Here is a 13,368-nt window from a genome sequence, read left to right on the forward strand (position 1 = left end):
CCGCGATGACCAGGGTCAAGGAGTTCAACCTGCCCGACCTGGGCGAGGGGCTGACCGAGGGCGAGATCCTCAAGTGGCTGGTCGCGGTCGGCGACACGATCGAGCTGAACCAGCCGATCGTCGAGGTCGAGACGGCGAAGGCGGCCGTCGAGATCCCGGCCAAGTGGGCCGGCCAGGTGCGGGCGATCTTCCACGGCGAGGGCACCGTGGTCGAGGTCGGCACGCCGATCATCTCGATCGACACCGACCCGGGTGCCGGCGAGTTGCCGCCCGACGGGCTGCCGGCGCCGTCCGCCGCCTCGCTCGCGGCGGTGCAGGTGGCACCGGCCGAGGGCATGGTGGAGCCGGGGATGACCGGCGGCCACGGGCCGGGTGAGCGCACCGCCGTCCTGGTCGGCTACGGGCCACGTACGTCGGCGGCCAAGCGGCGCCCGCGCAAGGCGACGGAGGCCCCGGCGGCGAAGGCGGCCCCGGGCGCCGCCCCGACCATGCCGACGATGCCCGCGATGCCTGCCATGCCGACGATGCCGACCGCACCGCCGGCGCCGAACGGGGCGTCGGCCCCGGCGCCGGCCCGCGCCCCCGGCGCGCTCGCCAAGCCGCCGGTACGCAAGCTGGCCCGTGATCTCGGGGTCGACCTGGCCACGCTGACCGGGACCGGGCCGCAGGGCTCGATCACTCGGGACGACGTACACCTGGCGGCGGCCGGGGCGGCGGAGGCTCCGGCCACGGCCGTCGGGGCGGCGCCGTCGTTCGGGCCGGACCGCGAACAGCGGATCCCGGTCAAGGGCGTGCGGAAGATCACAGCGGCCAACATGGTCGCGTCGGCGTTCACCGCGCCGCACGTCACGCTCTTCCACACCGTCGACATGACCCGCTCGATCAAGGCACTGGACCGGCTGCGGGCCCTGCCGCAGTGGCGGGACACCCGGGTCTCGCCACTGCTCCTGGTGGCCAAGGCGGTCCTGCTCGCCACCGCCCGGCACCCGATGGTCAACTCGACCTGGGCGGGCGACGAGATCGTGGTCAAGGAATACGTCAACCTCGGCATCGCGGCGGCCACCGACCGTGGCCTGATCGTGCCCAACATCAAGGACGCCGGGCGGCTGACCCTGCACGAGCTGGCCGAGGCGATGACCGGGCTGGTTCGGACCGCCAAGGCGGGAAAGACCAGCCCGGCGGACATGACCGGGGGCACCTTCACGATCACGAACGTGGGGGTGTTCGGGGTGGATACCGGCACCCCGATCCTGCCTCCGGGTGAATCCGCCATCCTGGCCTTCGGCGCGGTGCGGGAGACGCCGTGGATGCACAAGGGCAAGATCCGGCCGCGGCAGGTCACCACCCTCGGCCTGTCGTTCGACCACCGGATCATCGACGGGGAACTGGGCGCGTTGTTCATTCGTGACGTGGGCGCGTTCCTGGCCGATCCCGAGGCGACCCTGCTGGCCTGGACCTGACGGTCCGACCTGTCCGGCGACACGGTCGGCGTACTTCCGGAAGTGACCGGGAGCACGCCGGCCGTGTCGCTTTGACGACTGGAAAGTTAACCAGGAGCATCCTGACACCTTCGATTCTTAGGCAGGTGTCGCACCTCACCTAATAATCGATGGCCACGCGCCCCGCGATGCGCTTCAATGGACTCATCGACGGGCTGACAACCGAATAGCCAGGGGAGAGCTGAAATGTCCATGATCGAACGCTTCCGCAGCCGCCGCGACGCCAACCGCCGCGCACGGGCCATCGAGCACGCGCTGCGGTCCGCCAATTCGCCGGCCGTCCGCAAGGAGATCCTCGCGATCGCCCAGCGTTACTACGGCTGACCACACACTTTTCTCGTCGTCTGACGAAACCCGTGCCCCGTCCGGACCGCCCGGACGGGGCATCGTTGTATCCGGGTGCCCGGACACCGCCATTCCTCACCGCCGCAGCGCCCGGTACGGTTGGGCACGGCCGTCGTTCCGGCCACGAGGTGCCCGGGCACTATCGACCCGGGTCTACCCGTGCGGCTGGTGACGGTCAGGTGCTCCCGGCAGCACCGGTCCCGACCGGCTACCGTGCGGGGAGCTTGCACGGCCGATCCCACCGAGTCACCGCCGACCCTGCGGGTGACCCGTGTGGGGCCGGCACGGCCGACATGTGATGGAGGAGGCGCACATGACGTCCGAGGGTCAGCAGCACCCCGGTCGTGAGCCGCAGGAGGCTGCGCCGGGCACCGGTCACGGAGCACGTACGGACGAGCAGTCGACCGGCTACCCCGGCGAGCGCCAGTCAGCGCCGGGCAACAGTTGGGCCACGTTCGCCCCCGGCGTACGGCCGGAGCAGTCCGCCCCCTGGGCGCCGCCCGCCGCCCCACCCGTACCCGGCACCCCGCACACCGGCGCCGAACAGGCGCCTCCCGCCGCCGGCTACCGCGGCGAGTGGAGCGACCGGCCGACGACGTACCCGCCGCCCGGCGCGACCCCCGGAGCGCCACCCGCACACATCCCGCCGGGACCGCGCTCCGCGCATCCCGAGCCCGAGCCGTGGACGCCGGAGGAGGCGTGGGGCACCGGTTCCCGGGGTGCACCCGGCCGGCCGGCCGAGCAGTCGCCCCACCAGCGTCCGCTCGACGAGCCGCCCGCCGGCACCCCGTTCGCCCCGGCCCCCGAGCCGGCCACCCGGACGTGGGCCGCGCAGGAGCAGCCGCCCGCCGAGTGGGACACCGGCCAGCGCGAGCCGGGCCGCTTCGAGGCCGTCCGGGCCGCCTGGCGCGAGGACGCCCGCGAGCAGGACCCCCGCGCCGGCGGCGAGCCGGGCCAGCCCGCCTCGGCGTGGGCGCCGGCCGAGCCGGACCGGCAGCCGTGGCCGGCACCGGAGTCCGGCTCACCCTGGCCGCCCCCCGGATCGGTCCGGCCGCAGTCCGCTCCCCCGCAGTCCGCCCAGCCGCAGGTCGCCTGGCACCAGCCGGCGCCGGCCGAGACGGCCCGCGATCTTCCACCGTCCGGTCAGTTCCCCCCAGCCGGGCAGGTTCCCCCGCTCGGCCAGGTTCCCCCGGCCGGGCCGGTTTCCGGTGCCCCGATGCCACCGGCCACCGGGGCCGGCCAGCACGCCCAACCACTCGGCCGCCCGGAGTCCGGCGGCTACCCGGCGCCGTCCGCCGGGTCGGACCGGTTCTCCCAGCCCCTGGAGTCCGGCGACGGCTGGCAGTCCGCGCCGGCCGCGAACGGTGGCTGGCAGCCTCCGCCGGCCGCCGGCCCGGATCCCGGCTGGCAGCCACCGCCCCCGGCCCCGGCCGAAAGTGCCTGGCAACCGCAGTCCGCGCCGACGAGCGGCGCCGGCTGGCGGCCCGCCGAGCCGGAGCCGGTCGGGCCCGACGCCCCCGCGCAGCGCGACCCCGGCTTCCAGCCGGGCGGTCCGGTGCCCGGCTTCGCCCCGTCCGGCGTGATGCCGCTGCCGCCACAGGAGGTCCGGGTTCCCGGCGCCACGCTGGCCGCGTCGCCGCCCGCCGACTTCGAATCCCCGTCGGCGTACGGTCAGCCGCCCGTCTACGGTCAGCCGCCCGGCTACGACCAGCCGTCGCCGTACGGGCAGCCGCCCCCGGCGGCCCAGCCCGGTCCGGGCGAGCCCGCCGAGGACCCGTCGGTCGTCGCCCCGGTGCCGCATCCGCGCGGCGCCATCGACAACCCGCCGTCCGGCCGCGTGTCGGTGCCCCAGCCGGTCGCCGAGGAGACGCCGGCCGACGAACCGGCGCAGCCGGGCCGGGCCGTGTCGGCGAGTGCGTCGGTGCCGATGTCGAGCCTGGTCACGCCGCCGGACCACGGCGTCACGCCCGGCCCGGCCCGGCCGTCGACGCCGCGTGTCTACGGTCGGCCGGTCAGCGCCGATCCCGTCGAGGAGGAGCCGGCTCCGTCCGCCGGCACGCCGTTCGGCACCCCGGCGGGTGCCGCCACGGACGACGACCCGGGCCAGGGCGACGGCGGTGCCCCCGCCGGTGCCCCGTGGCCCGGCCCCAACCAGGCCTGGTCCGACGAACCACGCTGGCCCGGCACGCCGCCGGCCCGGGAGCACGCGAACGGCTTCTCCCACCACGGTCCGGCCGCCAGCGCCGGATCGGCCCGGGTCACGCCGCCCCCGTCGGCCCAGCCCGACCCGTACGCCGAACCGACCGGGCAGTTCCGGGGGACGAACGGGGCGCCGTACGGCGATCTGATCGGCTCCGGCCCGGACGGCGGCCAGCACGACGGTCCCGGTGGCCAGCCCGGTCCCTTCGGCGGCCCGGCCAACCAGTTCCCGTCCGGATTCGCGGGAGCGGCCTCGGCGCCGCTCGCGCACCCGGGCGCCCCGACCGAGACGCCCGGCAACGGTTTCCCCGCCAGCCCGGTCTCGGGCGGCCCGGTGTCCGGGGGTCCGGTGTCTGGCGGCCCGATGTCCGGCGGCCCGGTGTCCGGTGCGCCCGCCTCGGGCGGCCCCGGTGGCTTCGGCGCACCCGACCCGTACGGGCAGCCGTTCGGCGGCGGCTACGGCCAGCCGGCCGGTCCGCACGGCCACCAACCGGGCGGCCTCGACCAGCCGGCCGGACCTTACGGCCAGCCGCTCGCGGCAGCCGGGCAGCCCGGCCCGGGGGCACCGCAGGACTGGCAGGAGCAGGACCGCTTCAACTCGTTCCGGCCGGACGCCGGCGCCGAGGCGAAGCCGCAGCAGCCCGCGGCCGAACCGGCCGCCGAGCCCGTGCCGCAGGTACGCAACGGACGGGTGCTGATCGCCGTACTCGCCGCCGCCGTGCTGCTGGTCGCGATCCCGCTGGGCCTCGTCTGGTTGCTCAAGCCCAGCGACGAGGCGTTCAACCCCAACGTCGGCGACTGCGTCGTGCAGTCCGGCGACCGGCCGACGTCGGCGAACTGCGGTGACGACGGTGCCTTCAAGGTGGTGTCGAAGGTCGGCACCCTCCAGGAGTGCGCCAACCAGCAGCAGTGGATCGACGTACCGGCGGCCGGTGACCAGGGGCAGCAGGTGCTGTGTCTGGAGCCGGCGACCAGCGGGTAGCCGCCGAGCCCGGAACCCGGTTGGGGCAGGATCGTCGGTATGACGAAGGCACGCACCGACCGGGTCCGGGCTCCACAGCTGCGGGGTCGGGGATGGCTCAACACGGGTGGGCGCGAGCTCACCCTCGCCGACCTGCGCGGCAAGATCGTAATCCTCGACTTCTGGACCTTCTGCTGCATCAACTGCCTGCACGTACTCGACGAGCTGCGGCCGCTCGAGGACAAGTACGGCGACGTGCTCGTGGTCGTCGGCGTCCACTCCCCGAAGTTCGAGCACGAGCGTGACCCGGTGGCGCTGGCCGCGGCGGTCGAACGGTACGGGGTCGCGCACCCGGTGCTCGACGACCCGGACCTGGACATGTGGCAGCAGTACGCGGCCAAGGCATGGCCGACCCTGTCGGTCGTCGACCCGGAGGGTTACGTCGTCGCCTCGATGGCCGGCGAGGGGCATGCCGAAGGGCTGACCCGGCTGATCGAGGAGTTGATCGCCACCCACGACGCCAAGGGCACCCTGCACCGCGGCGACGGGCCGTACGTGCCGCCCGCCGAACCCGCGACGACGCTGCGGTTCCCCGGCAAGGCGGTCGAGCTGCCCGGCGGCGACCTGCTCGTCTCCGACTCGGCACGGCACCGGCTGGTGCGGTTCGCGCCCGACGGCGAGACGGTGGTCGGCGAGATCGGTTCCGGGTCCCGGGGCCGGGCCGACGGCACGCCGGCGACCGCCTCGTTCGCCGAGCCGCAGGGGCTGTGCCTGCTGCCGCCGCAGGTCGCGGAGGTGGCCGGCTTCGACGTGGTGGTGGCGGACACCGTCAACCACCTGCTGCGCGGCGTACGGCTCGGCACCGGCGAGGTCGTCACGGTCGCCGGCACCGGCCGGCAGTGGCGGTCGACGGTCGACGACCTCCCGCACGACGCCGTGTCCGCCGACCTCTCCTCGCCGTGGGACGTCGCCTGGTACGACGGCCGGGTGGTGGTCGCGATGGCCGGCATCCACCAGCTGTGGTGGTACGACCCGATCAAGCGCACGACCGGTGTCTACGCGGGTACGACCGTCGAGGCGCTGCGCGACGGGCCGCTGCCGGACGTGTGGCTGGCCCAGCCGTCCGGTCTGTCGGTCTCGGCCGACGGGGCCCGGCTGTGGCTCGCCGACAGCGAGACCAGCGCGCTGCGCTACGTCGAGGACGGGGCGCTGCACACCGCGGTCGGTCAGGGGCTCTTCGACTTCGGCCACGTCGACGGTCCGGCCGGCGAGGCGCTGATGCAGCACCCGTTGGGCGTGTGTGCCCTGCCGGACGGTTCGGTGCTGGTCGCCGACACCTACAACGGGGCCGTACGCCGGTTCGACCCGGCGGCCGGCGTGATGTCGACGGTGGCCGACGGGCTGGCCGAGCCGAGCGACGTCGTGGTGACCGGCGGCGGTGACGTGCTGGTGGTGGAGTCGGCGGCGCACCGGCTGACCCGGCTGGCGCCCGGCACCCTGTCGGCGGCGGGTGCGAGCACGGTCGACGGGCCGCGGCGGCGGGCCGAGCGGCCGCCGACCCGGCTGCGGGGCGGCGAGGTCGTTCTGGACGTCATCTTCACGCCGGCGCCGGGGCAGAAGCTGGACGACTCGTTCGGGCCGTCGACCCGCCTGGAGGTGTCGGCCTCGCCGCCGGAGCTGCTGGTCGAGGGGGCCGGGGTCGGCACCGACCTGAGCCGCCGGCTGGTGATCGATCCGGCCGTACCCGGTGGGGTGCTGCAGGTGGTGGCGCAGGCCGCGACCTGCGACGCGGACGCCGAGCACGCCGCCTGCCACCTGACCCGCCAGGACTGGGGAGTTCCGGTCACCATCGCCGACGACGCCGCCGCCCGCCTGCCGTTGATCCTCCGCGGTTTGGACACCTGACCCCGCTCAGGTGAACGGGGCCAGTTCCAGGCCGGCTTCGGTCAGGGTCGTGCGGACCCGGCGGGCCAGGGCGACGGCGGCCGGGGTGTCGCCGTGCAGGCAGATCGACTCGACGGGGCACGCGACCGTACCGCCGTCCACCGCGACCACCACCTGCTCGACCGCCATCCGCAGCGCCCGGTCGGCCACCTCGGCCTCGGCCGTCACCAGCGCGCCGGGTGCCGACCGGGGCACCAGGGTGCCGGCCGGCAGGTAGCCGCGGTCGGCGAAGCCCTCGCCGACCACCCGTAGGCCGGCCCCGGCCGCGATCTGGGCGAGCACCGATCCGGGCTGGCAGAGCACCGGCAGCGCCGGGTCGTAGTCGGTCACCGCCGACACGACCGCCGCCGCCTGCGGCTCGTCGACGGCGGCGGTGTTGTAGAGGGCGCCGTGCGGTTTGACGTACCGGACCCGGGTCCCGGCGATCCGGCACATGCCGTCGAGGGCGGCGATCTGGTAGATCACCTCGTCGCGGAGTTCGTCGGGGTCGTAGTCGATCCGGCGGCGCCCGAAGCCGGCCAGGTCGCGGTAGCCGACCTGGGCGCCGACGGCGACCCCGCGGTCCGCCGCGGCGGCGCAGACCCGGCGCATCGTGGCCGGATCGCCGGCGTGGAAGCCGCAGGCCACGTTCGCCGAGGTGACCACGTCGAGCAGGGTCAGGTCGTCGCCGAGCCGCCAGATGCCGAAGCCTTCGCCGAGGTCAGCGTTGAGGTCCATGGAACAGCACGGTAGTCCCCGGCCGGGCCTGGGCCAGCGGTGCGACGTCGGCGACGACCGCGATCACCGGGTAGCCGCCGGTGGTCGGATGGTCGGCGAGGAAGATCAGTGGTTGGCCGTCGGCGGGCACCTGGACGGCGCCGAGCACGATGCCCTCGCTGGGTAGTTCGCCGGCCCGCGCGCGGGTCAGGCCGGTGCCGGCCAGTCGCGCGCCGACCCGGTTGCTCAGCGGGCTGACCGTGTACGGCGTGGAGAGCAGGTTCGCCACGGCGGCGGCGGTGAACCAGTCGTCGCGGGGGCCGAGCCGGACCGCGAGGTGTAGCACGTCCAGGGGTGGCTGCCCGGGCGTGAAGTGCACGGTCGACGGGGCTGGCACGGCGGCGCCGACCGGCAGTTCGTCCCCGTCGGCGAGCGGCGCCGGGCCGAGCCCGGACAGGGTGTCGGTGCTGCGGCTGCCGAGCACGGGCGGTACGGCGATGCCGCCGCCGACGGCCAGGTAGCGGCGTACGCCGTGGCTGGCGGGTCCGATGTCGACGGTCGCCCCGGCGGGTACGGCGACCGGCTGTCCGAGGCCCGCCGGGCGCCCGTCGACCCGCAGCGGCCCGTACGCCCCGGTCACCGCCACGTTCGTGGCCCGGGTGATCCGCAGCCGGCAGCCGGTGAGGGTGGTCTCCAGCCCGGCGGCGGTCTCGGGGTTGCCGACGAGCCGGTTGGCCAGCCGTAGCGCCGGGCCGTCGAGCGCACCGGAGCGGGGTACGCCGAGGTGGGCCCAGCCGGGCCGGCCGAGGTCCTGCACGGTGGTGAGCGCCCCGGCGCGCAGCACCTGGATCACCTGGCGACCAGGCGCACCCGGGTGCCGGGCACGAGCAGCGCCGGCGGCTCCCGGTGTACGTCGAACAGCGTGGCGTCGGTGTGCCCGACGAGTTGCCAGCCGCCCGGTGAGGCGGTCGGATAGATCCCGGCGTACGGTCCGGCGAGGGCGACCGATCCGGCGGGTACGGCGGCGCGGGGTGTGGGGAGCCGGGGCACCTCGCAGCCTTCGGGCAGCCCGCGCAGGTAGGCGAACCCGGGGGCGAAGCCGGCGAAGGCGACCTGGAACTCGGTGTCGACCAGGCGTCGTACGGCGTCGGCGGGCGGTATGCCCCAGTGGCCGGCGACGGCGGCGAGGTCGGGGCCGTCGTACCGGGTGGGTATCTCGACGAGGGGGCCGGTCGGGCCGGTGGCGGCCGGTGGCGGTGGCCAGCCGGCGATCAGTGCCGCCGTGGCGGCGGGGTCGGCGAGCCCGTCGAGGAGTACGGTCCGGGCGGCCGGCACGATTTCGGTGACGGCGAGCCGGCCGGCGTCGCGCTGCCGCCAGAGTTCGGCGCGCCAGGCTTCCACCTGGGCACCGTCGTCGCATTCGAGGAGCAGCGCGCCCGCGCCCGCCCGCCGGATCCGCATCGCGCCATCCTGGCAGACGGTGAAGTGAGTCGTTTCACTACCTACAAGTAACCTACGGTGCCGTAACCTGATGCCCGTGACCACTTCCACCCCGTTGCGGATGAAGCCGGTCGACATCGGCAAACCCCGGATGCGCGGCTGGCTGCACACGTACGCGTTCTTCGTCGCACTCGTGTGCGGCATCGTCCTCTGCGCGCTCGCCGCGGGCCGCCCGGGTTGGGCGCCGCTGGTGAGCTGCGCGATCTACAGCCTCACCGTCTGCGGGCTGTTCGGCACCAGCGCGCTCTACCACCGCCGGGTGTGGTCGGAACGCGGCTACCAGGTGATGCGGCGGCTGGACCACTGCATGATCTTCGTCTTCATCGCCGGCACGTACACGCCGTTCTGCGTACTGCTGCTCACCGGCACCAAGTCGACGGTGCTGCTCGCCGTGGTGTGGGCGGGTGCCCTGCTCGGGGTGGCACTCAAGATGGTCTGGCCGCACGCCCCGCGCTGGGTCTCCGCGCCGCTCTACCTGGCGCTGGGCTGGGTCGCGATCGCGGTGCTGCCCGACATCCTGGGCAACGGCGGGGTGACCACCCTGGTGCTGTTGATCGTCGGCGGGGCGGCGTACAGCGTCGGCGCGGTCTTCTACGCCCTGCGCCGGCCCAACCCGTGGCCGACCGTCTTCGGCCACCACGAGTTCTTCCACGCCTGCACCCTGGTGGCCGCGCTCTGCCACCACATCGCCATCTACTTCGCCCTCTTCGCCTGACCCGCCCCGCTCCACCGGCCGCAGCCCGGCCGCAAGGCCCGCAAGATCCGCGTGATCAGGGAGTTGTTCGGGCGTGGCGCCGGCGTGGCGCGCTGCCCAGCCCCTGATCACGCGGATCTCTCGACGGGGGACGGTCAGACGGTCGGGCCGGGATTGCGCACCTCGCGGTACTCGTGCACGACCCGGTCCTGCGGGATGGGCGCCACCTGACGCTCGGCCGGCGCGGTCTGCACGACGGTACGGCGGCGGCTCTGCCAGAACCAGGTGGTCAGGATGAGGCCGACGACACCGGCGACCATCAGTACCCAGCCGACCACGTTGATGTTCAGCCAACCGAGGTTGACGTCGAGCGCGAACGCGAAGATCGCGCCGATTGCGATGAGAAGGATGCTTCCACCGATACCCACTGTTGTCGCCCTCCTTGGCATACGGCGCGACCCCGATCCGACGGGCCGCCGTCCCGGGCCGCGTGTGAGGTTGCGGCACCCATCCACTTACCCACGTGCTTCAGAACCGAATCAGGCAAGCTGTGAGACGGGAAGTCGGCCCTGGGCATGCGCCGACCGAGCGCAGCGAGAGCGAGGAGGGCACATGACCGAGCGGAGCATCGTGCTGTTGCGGCATTCGAAGGCGGAGCAGCCGGACGGGATCGCCGACGTCGAGCGGCCGCTGACCGACCGGGGGCACGCCGACGCGGCCGCCGCCGGCGCCTGGCTCACCGGCAGCGACAACCTGCCCGACCTGGTGCTCTGTTCACCGGCGAAACGCACCCGCCAGACCTGGCACGGGGTCGCGGTCGCGATCGCCGGTACGGCGGGCGAGTCCGGCCCGGGCGCGGGCGCCCCTGAGGTCCGTTACGAACAGGCGCTTTACACCGGCTCGGTCGGGGATCTGCTGGCCGTGCTCCGCGACGCCGGGGACGCCTACGAGACGGTGCTCGTCGTCGGACACAATCCGGCGATCTCTGATCTGTCGGCGCTGCTCGACCCGAGCAGTGGTGCCGACGAAGGGTTGCGGACCAGCGGTATCGCCGTACACCGGTTCACGGGTTCGTGGGGTGACCTGGCCGCCGATTCGGCGGCGGTGACCGACAGCCACACGGCCCGGGGCTGACTCCTACTTCTTCTCCGGTGGCAGCGGGTTGGCCGGCGGCGGAGACGCGGAGGGCAGCTCGGCCGGGGCCTGGTGGATCGAGGTCGAGTGGGAAAGGCGGTTCTCTTCGACGATCAACCGCCGGGTACGGCGCCTGCGGTCCGCCCAGTACCAGAGGGTGACCGTGATCATGGTTACCCCGGCGAGGACGAGTACCCAGCCGACTGCGCGAATGTCGATCCACCACACGTCCGCGCGTACGGCGAAAGCAAGGATCGCACCAATAGAGATCAGGAAGATTCCGCCACCAATGCCCATTTGCGCCACAACTCCTCGCGCTGTCTGGGACAGATTCGCGTTCCAGCGTGGCTACCCCCGGGGCATGGGACCAAACGCCACCGGAGCCGCAAATGATCTTGCCCTCGTCATCCTGACGAGGGCAAGATCATCGGGGGATCGGGTCAGAACGCTTCCTCCGGAAGGTCCATCACGTCGAGGTCGGTGGCCGCGATGATCCGCCGGTCGGCACCGACGCGGGGCAGCACCTCGCGGGCGAAGAACCGGGCGGCGGCCACCTTGCCCTGGTAGAACGCCTGGTCACTGCCGGAGACCTCGCCCGCCAGGGCACGCAGCGCCACGTCCGCCTGACGCTGGAGCAGCCAGCCGACGACGACGTCGCCGAGGGCGAGCAGGAAACGCCGGCTGCTCAGGCCGACCTTGTAGAGCGCCCGCGGCTCACCGGCCTGCGCCTCGCCGAGCCAACCGGTCATCACGCCCATGATGTTCTGCACCTCGGACAGCGCCCGGCCGAGCGCGAGCCGCTCCTCCTTGAGCTGACCGTTGCCGCCCTCGGCCTCGATGAACGCCTGGATCTCGCCGGCGACGGCCAGCAGGGACTTGCCGTTGTCCCGCACGATCTTGCGGAAGAACAGGTCGAGGCTCTGGATCGCGGTGGTGCCCTCGTACAGGGTGTCGATCTTCGCGTCGCGGACGTACTGCTCGAGCGGGTAGTCCTGGAGGAAGCCGGAACCACCAAAGGTCTGCAGCGACTCGTGACCGAGCAGTTCGTACGCCCGCTCCGAGCCCACCCCCTTCACCAGGGGCAGCAGCAGGTCGTTGACCCGCTTGGCGACCTTCGCGCCCTGCTCGTCGCCGGCCGCCTCGGCAATGTTGATTTTGTCCTGCCAGCTGGCGGTGTAGAGCACCAGGGCGCGCAGCCCCTCGGCGTACGCCTTCTGCAGCATCAGCGAACGGCGCACGTCCGGGTGGTGGCTGATGGTGACCCGGGGCGCGGTCTTGTCGGCCATGTGCAGCAGGTCGGCACCCTGCTCGCGGCTCTTGGCGTACTCGAGTGCGTTGAGGTAGCCGGTCGACAGGGTGGCGATCGCCTTGGTGCCGACCATCATCCGGGCGTACTCGATGATCAGGAACATCTGCCGGATGCCCTCGTGCACGTCGCCGAGCAGCCAGCCCTTGGCCGGCACGCCGCCCTCGCCGAACGTCAGCTCGCACGTGTTGGAGACCTTCAGGCCCATCTTGTGCTCGACGTTGGTGGCGTAGACGCCGTTGCGCTCGCCGAGTTCGCCGGTCTCCTCGTCGAAGTGGAACTTCGGTACGACGAAGAGCGAAAGCCCCTTCGTGCCGGGGCCGCCGACGCCCTCGACGCCGACCGGGCGGGCGAGCACGTAGTGGATGATGTTCTCGGTCAGGTCGTGCTCACCCGAGGTGATGAACCGCTTCACGCCCTCGATGTGCCACGAGCCGTCCTCCTGGGGGATCGCCCGGGTACGACCGGCACCGACGTCGGAGCCGGCGTCCGGCTCGGTCAGCACCATGGTCGAGCCCCACCGCTTCTCGACGAAGAGCTTCGCCCACTTCTTCTGCCGCTCGGTGCCCTCCCGCTGCAGCGTGTGCGCGAAGGACGGGCCGGAGGCGTACATCCAGACCGGCGCGTTGGAGCCGAGGACCAGTTCGGCGAGTGCCCACCACAGCGCCCGTGGCGCGTTGGTGCCGTCGAGCTCCGGGGGCAGGTCGAGCCGCCAGAACTCGGCGTCCATGAACGCCTGGTAGGACTTCCGGAACGACTCGGGAACCGGTGCCGTGTGGGTCACCGGGTCGAAGACCGGCGGATTGCGGTCACTGTCGGTGTAGCTGGCCGCGAGGTCCTCGCGGGCGAGCCGGTCGACCTCGGCGATGAAGCTGCGAGCCGTTTCGACGTCCAGATCGGTGTACGGCTCCTGGCCGAACACCTGCTCCGCGCCGAACACCTCGAAGAGGTTGAACTCGAGGTCTCGGATGTTGCTCTTGTAGTGCGTCATGCTCGCTGGCCCCCGGTTTTCTCGGGCAGTGTTACCGGTCAGTAACCCCGACTGTATTACCCGCGGGTAGGAAGCGACAAGGTAATGACTAAAGTGACG

Annotated in this window: 12 protein-coding genes; 6 read left to right on the plus strand and 6 right to left on the minus strand. The window is 73.2% G+C overall.

Going from position 1 to position 13,368, the window contains the following annotated elements; genetic code table 11:
* Nucleotides 1-5: 5 nt before the first annotated feature.
* The 4 genes from AB0I42_RS31465 (at nt 6) to AB0I42_RS31480 (ending at nt 6,909) form a co-directional block, all read left to right on the plus strand.
* A complete protein-coding gene (locus tag AB0I42_RS31465) occupies nt 6-1,460 on the plus strand; it encodes a dihydrolipoamide acetyltransferase family protein (RefSeq protein WP_357543082.1) in 1,455 nt (484 codons plus the stop codon).
* A 225-nt stretch (nt 1,461-1,685) separates the two neighbouring features.
* Nucleotides 1,686-1,823: a hypothetical protein gene (locus tag AB0I42_RS31470; RefSeq protein WP_212824807.1), complete on the plus strand. Its 138-nt coding sequence runs from the start codon at nt 1,686-1,688 to the stop codon at nt 1,821-1,823.
* Between the two features lie 334 nt (nt 1,824-2,157).
* Nucleotides 2,158-5,025 carry a hypothetical protein gene (locus AB0I42_RS31475; RefSeq protein ID WP_357543085.1) on the plus strand — a complete coding sequence of 956 codons (2,868 nt, stop codon included), beginning with the start codon at nt 2,158-2,160 and terminating at the stop codon, nt 5,023-5,025.
* A gap of 39 nt (nt 5,026-5,064) precedes the next feature.
* The gene (locus tag AB0I42_RS31480) at nt 5,065-6,909 is read left to right on the plus strand and encodes an NHL domain-containing thioredoxin family protein (RefSeq protein ID WP_357543087.1); all 1,845 of its coding nucleotides are present in this window, start codon (nt 5,065-5,067) and stop codon (nt 6,907-6,909) included.
* A 6-nt stretch (nt 6,910-6,915) separates the two neighbouring features.
* Here AB0I42_RS31480 and AB0I42_RS31485 read toward each other — a convergent pair whose 3' ends face one another.
* The 3 genes from AB0I42_RS31485 to AB0I42_RS31495 are packed head-to-tail and all read right to left on the minus strand — an operon-like array spanning nt 6,916 to nt 9,105.
* The gene (locus AB0I42_RS31485) at nt 6,916-7,665 is read right to left on the minus strand and encodes a 5-oxoprolinase subunit PxpA (RefSeq protein ID WP_357543089.1); all 750 of its coding nucleotides are present in this window, start codon (nt 7,663-7,665) and stop codon (nt 6,916-6,918) included.
* Nucleotides 7,649-8,497, minus strand: a complete 849-nt coding sequence (locus AB0I42_RS31490; RefSeq protein WP_357543091.1) for a biotin-dependent carboxyltransferase family protein — start codon at nt 8,495-8,497, stop codon at nt 7,649-7,651. The genes AB0I42_RS31485 and AB0I42_RS31490 overlap by 17 nt, the downstream gene beginning before the upstream one ends.
* The gene (locus tag AB0I42_RS31495; RefSeq protein WP_357543093.1) at nt 8,494-9,105 is read right to left on the minus strand and encodes an allophanate hydrolase subunit 1; all 612 of its coding nucleotides are present in this window, start codon (nt 9,103-9,105) and stop codon (nt 8,494-8,496) included. The genes AB0I42_RS31490 and AB0I42_RS31495 overlap by 4 nt, the downstream gene beginning before the upstream one ends.
* A 76-nt stretch (nt 9,106-9,181) precedes the next feature.
* Between AB0I42_RS31495 and AB0I42_RS31500 the strand changes: the two genes are divergently transcribed.
* Entirely contained in the window at nt 9,182-9,859 is a 678-nt protein-coding gene (locus tag AB0I42_RS31500; RefSeq protein WP_357543096.1) for a hemolysin III family protein, read from the plus strand.
* A 134-nt stretch (nt 9,860-9,993) separates the two neighbouring features.
* Here AB0I42_RS31500 and AB0I42_RS31505 read toward each other — a convergent pair whose 3' ends face one another.
* Nucleotides 9,994-10,266, minus strand: a complete 273-nt coding sequence (locus AB0I42_RS31505) for a DUF6458 family protein (RefSeq protein ID WP_357543098.1) — start codon at nt 10,264-10,266, stop codon at nt 9,994-9,996.
* Nucleotides 10,267-10,450: 184 nt separating this feature from the next.
* On the opposite strand from AB0I42_RS31505, the gene AB0I42_RS31510 reads away from it, so the two are divergent.
* Nucleotides 10,451-10,972, plus strand: a complete 522-nt coding sequence (locus AB0I42_RS31510) for a histidine phosphatase family protein (RefSeq protein ID WP_357543101.1) — start codon at nt 10,451-10,453, stop codon at nt 10,970-10,972.
* 3 nt (nt 10,973-10,975) lie between these two features.
* On the opposite strand, the gene AB0I42_RS31515 is transcribed toward AB0I42_RS31510, so the two are convergent.
* Complete coding sequence (locus AB0I42_RS31515; protein WP_357543103.1) at nt 10,976-11,269, minus strand: DUF6458 family protein; 294 nt, start codon at nt 11,267-11,269, stop codon at nt 10,976-10,978.
* Nucleotides 11,270-11,412: 143 nt separating this feature from the next.
* Nucleotides 11,413-13,269, minus strand: a complete 1,857-nt coding sequence (locus AB0I42_RS31520; RefSeq protein WP_357543105.1) for an acyl-CoA dehydrogenase — start codon at nt 13,267-13,269, stop codon at nt 11,413-11,415.
* Between the last annotated feature and the right edge of the window lie 99 nt (nt 13,270-13,368).

This window comes from Polymorphospora sp. NPDC050346 (assembly GCF_040655695.1).
GTDB classification, from domain to species: Bacteria; Actinomycetota; Actinomycetes; order Mycobacteriales; family Micromonosporaceae; genus Polymorphospora; species Polymorphospora lycopeni.

What these genes read in the sequence shown, in the direction of transcription:
- AB0I42_RS31465 (WP_357543082.1), top strand. Translation starts at nt 6, where the DNA reads ATGACCAGGGTCAAGGAGTTCAACCTGCCCGACCTGGGCGAGGGGCTG.
- AB0I42_RS31470 (WP_212824807.1), top strand. Translation starts at nt 1,686, where the DNA reads ATGTCCATGATCGAACGCTTCCGCAGCCGCCGCGACGCCAACCGCCGC.
- AB0I42_RS31475 (WP_357543085.1), top strand. Translation starts at nt 2,158, where the DNA reads ATGACGTCCGAGGGTCAGCAGCACCCCGGTCGTGAGCCGCAGGAGGCT.
- AB0I42_RS31480 (WP_357543087.1), top strand. Translation starts at nt 5,065, where the DNA reads ATGACGAAGGCACGCACCGACCGGGTCCGGGCTCCACAGCTGCGGGGT.
- AB0I42_RS31485 (WP_357543089.1), bottom strand. Translation starts at nt 7,665, where the DNA reads ATGGACCTCAACGCTGACCTCGGCGAAGGCTTCGGCATCTGGCGGCTC.
- AB0I42_RS31495 (WP_357543093.1), bottom strand. Translation starts at nt 9,105, where the DNA reads ATGCGGATCCGGCGGGCGGGCGCGGGCGCGCTGCTCCTCGAATGCGAC.
- AB0I42_RS31510 (WP_357543101.1), top strand. Translation starts at nt 10,451, where the DNA reads ATGACCGAGCGGAGCATCGTGCTGTTGCGGCATTCGAAGGCGGAGCAG.
- AB0I42_RS31515 (WP_357543103.1), bottom strand. Translation starts at nt 11,269, where the DNA reads ATGGGCATTGGTGGCGGAATCTTCCTGATCTCTATTGGTGCGATCCTT.
- AB0I42_RS31520 (WP_357543105.1), bottom strand. Translation starts at nt 13,269, where the DNA reads ATGACGCACTACAAGAGCAACATCCGAGACCTCGAGTTCAACCTCTTC.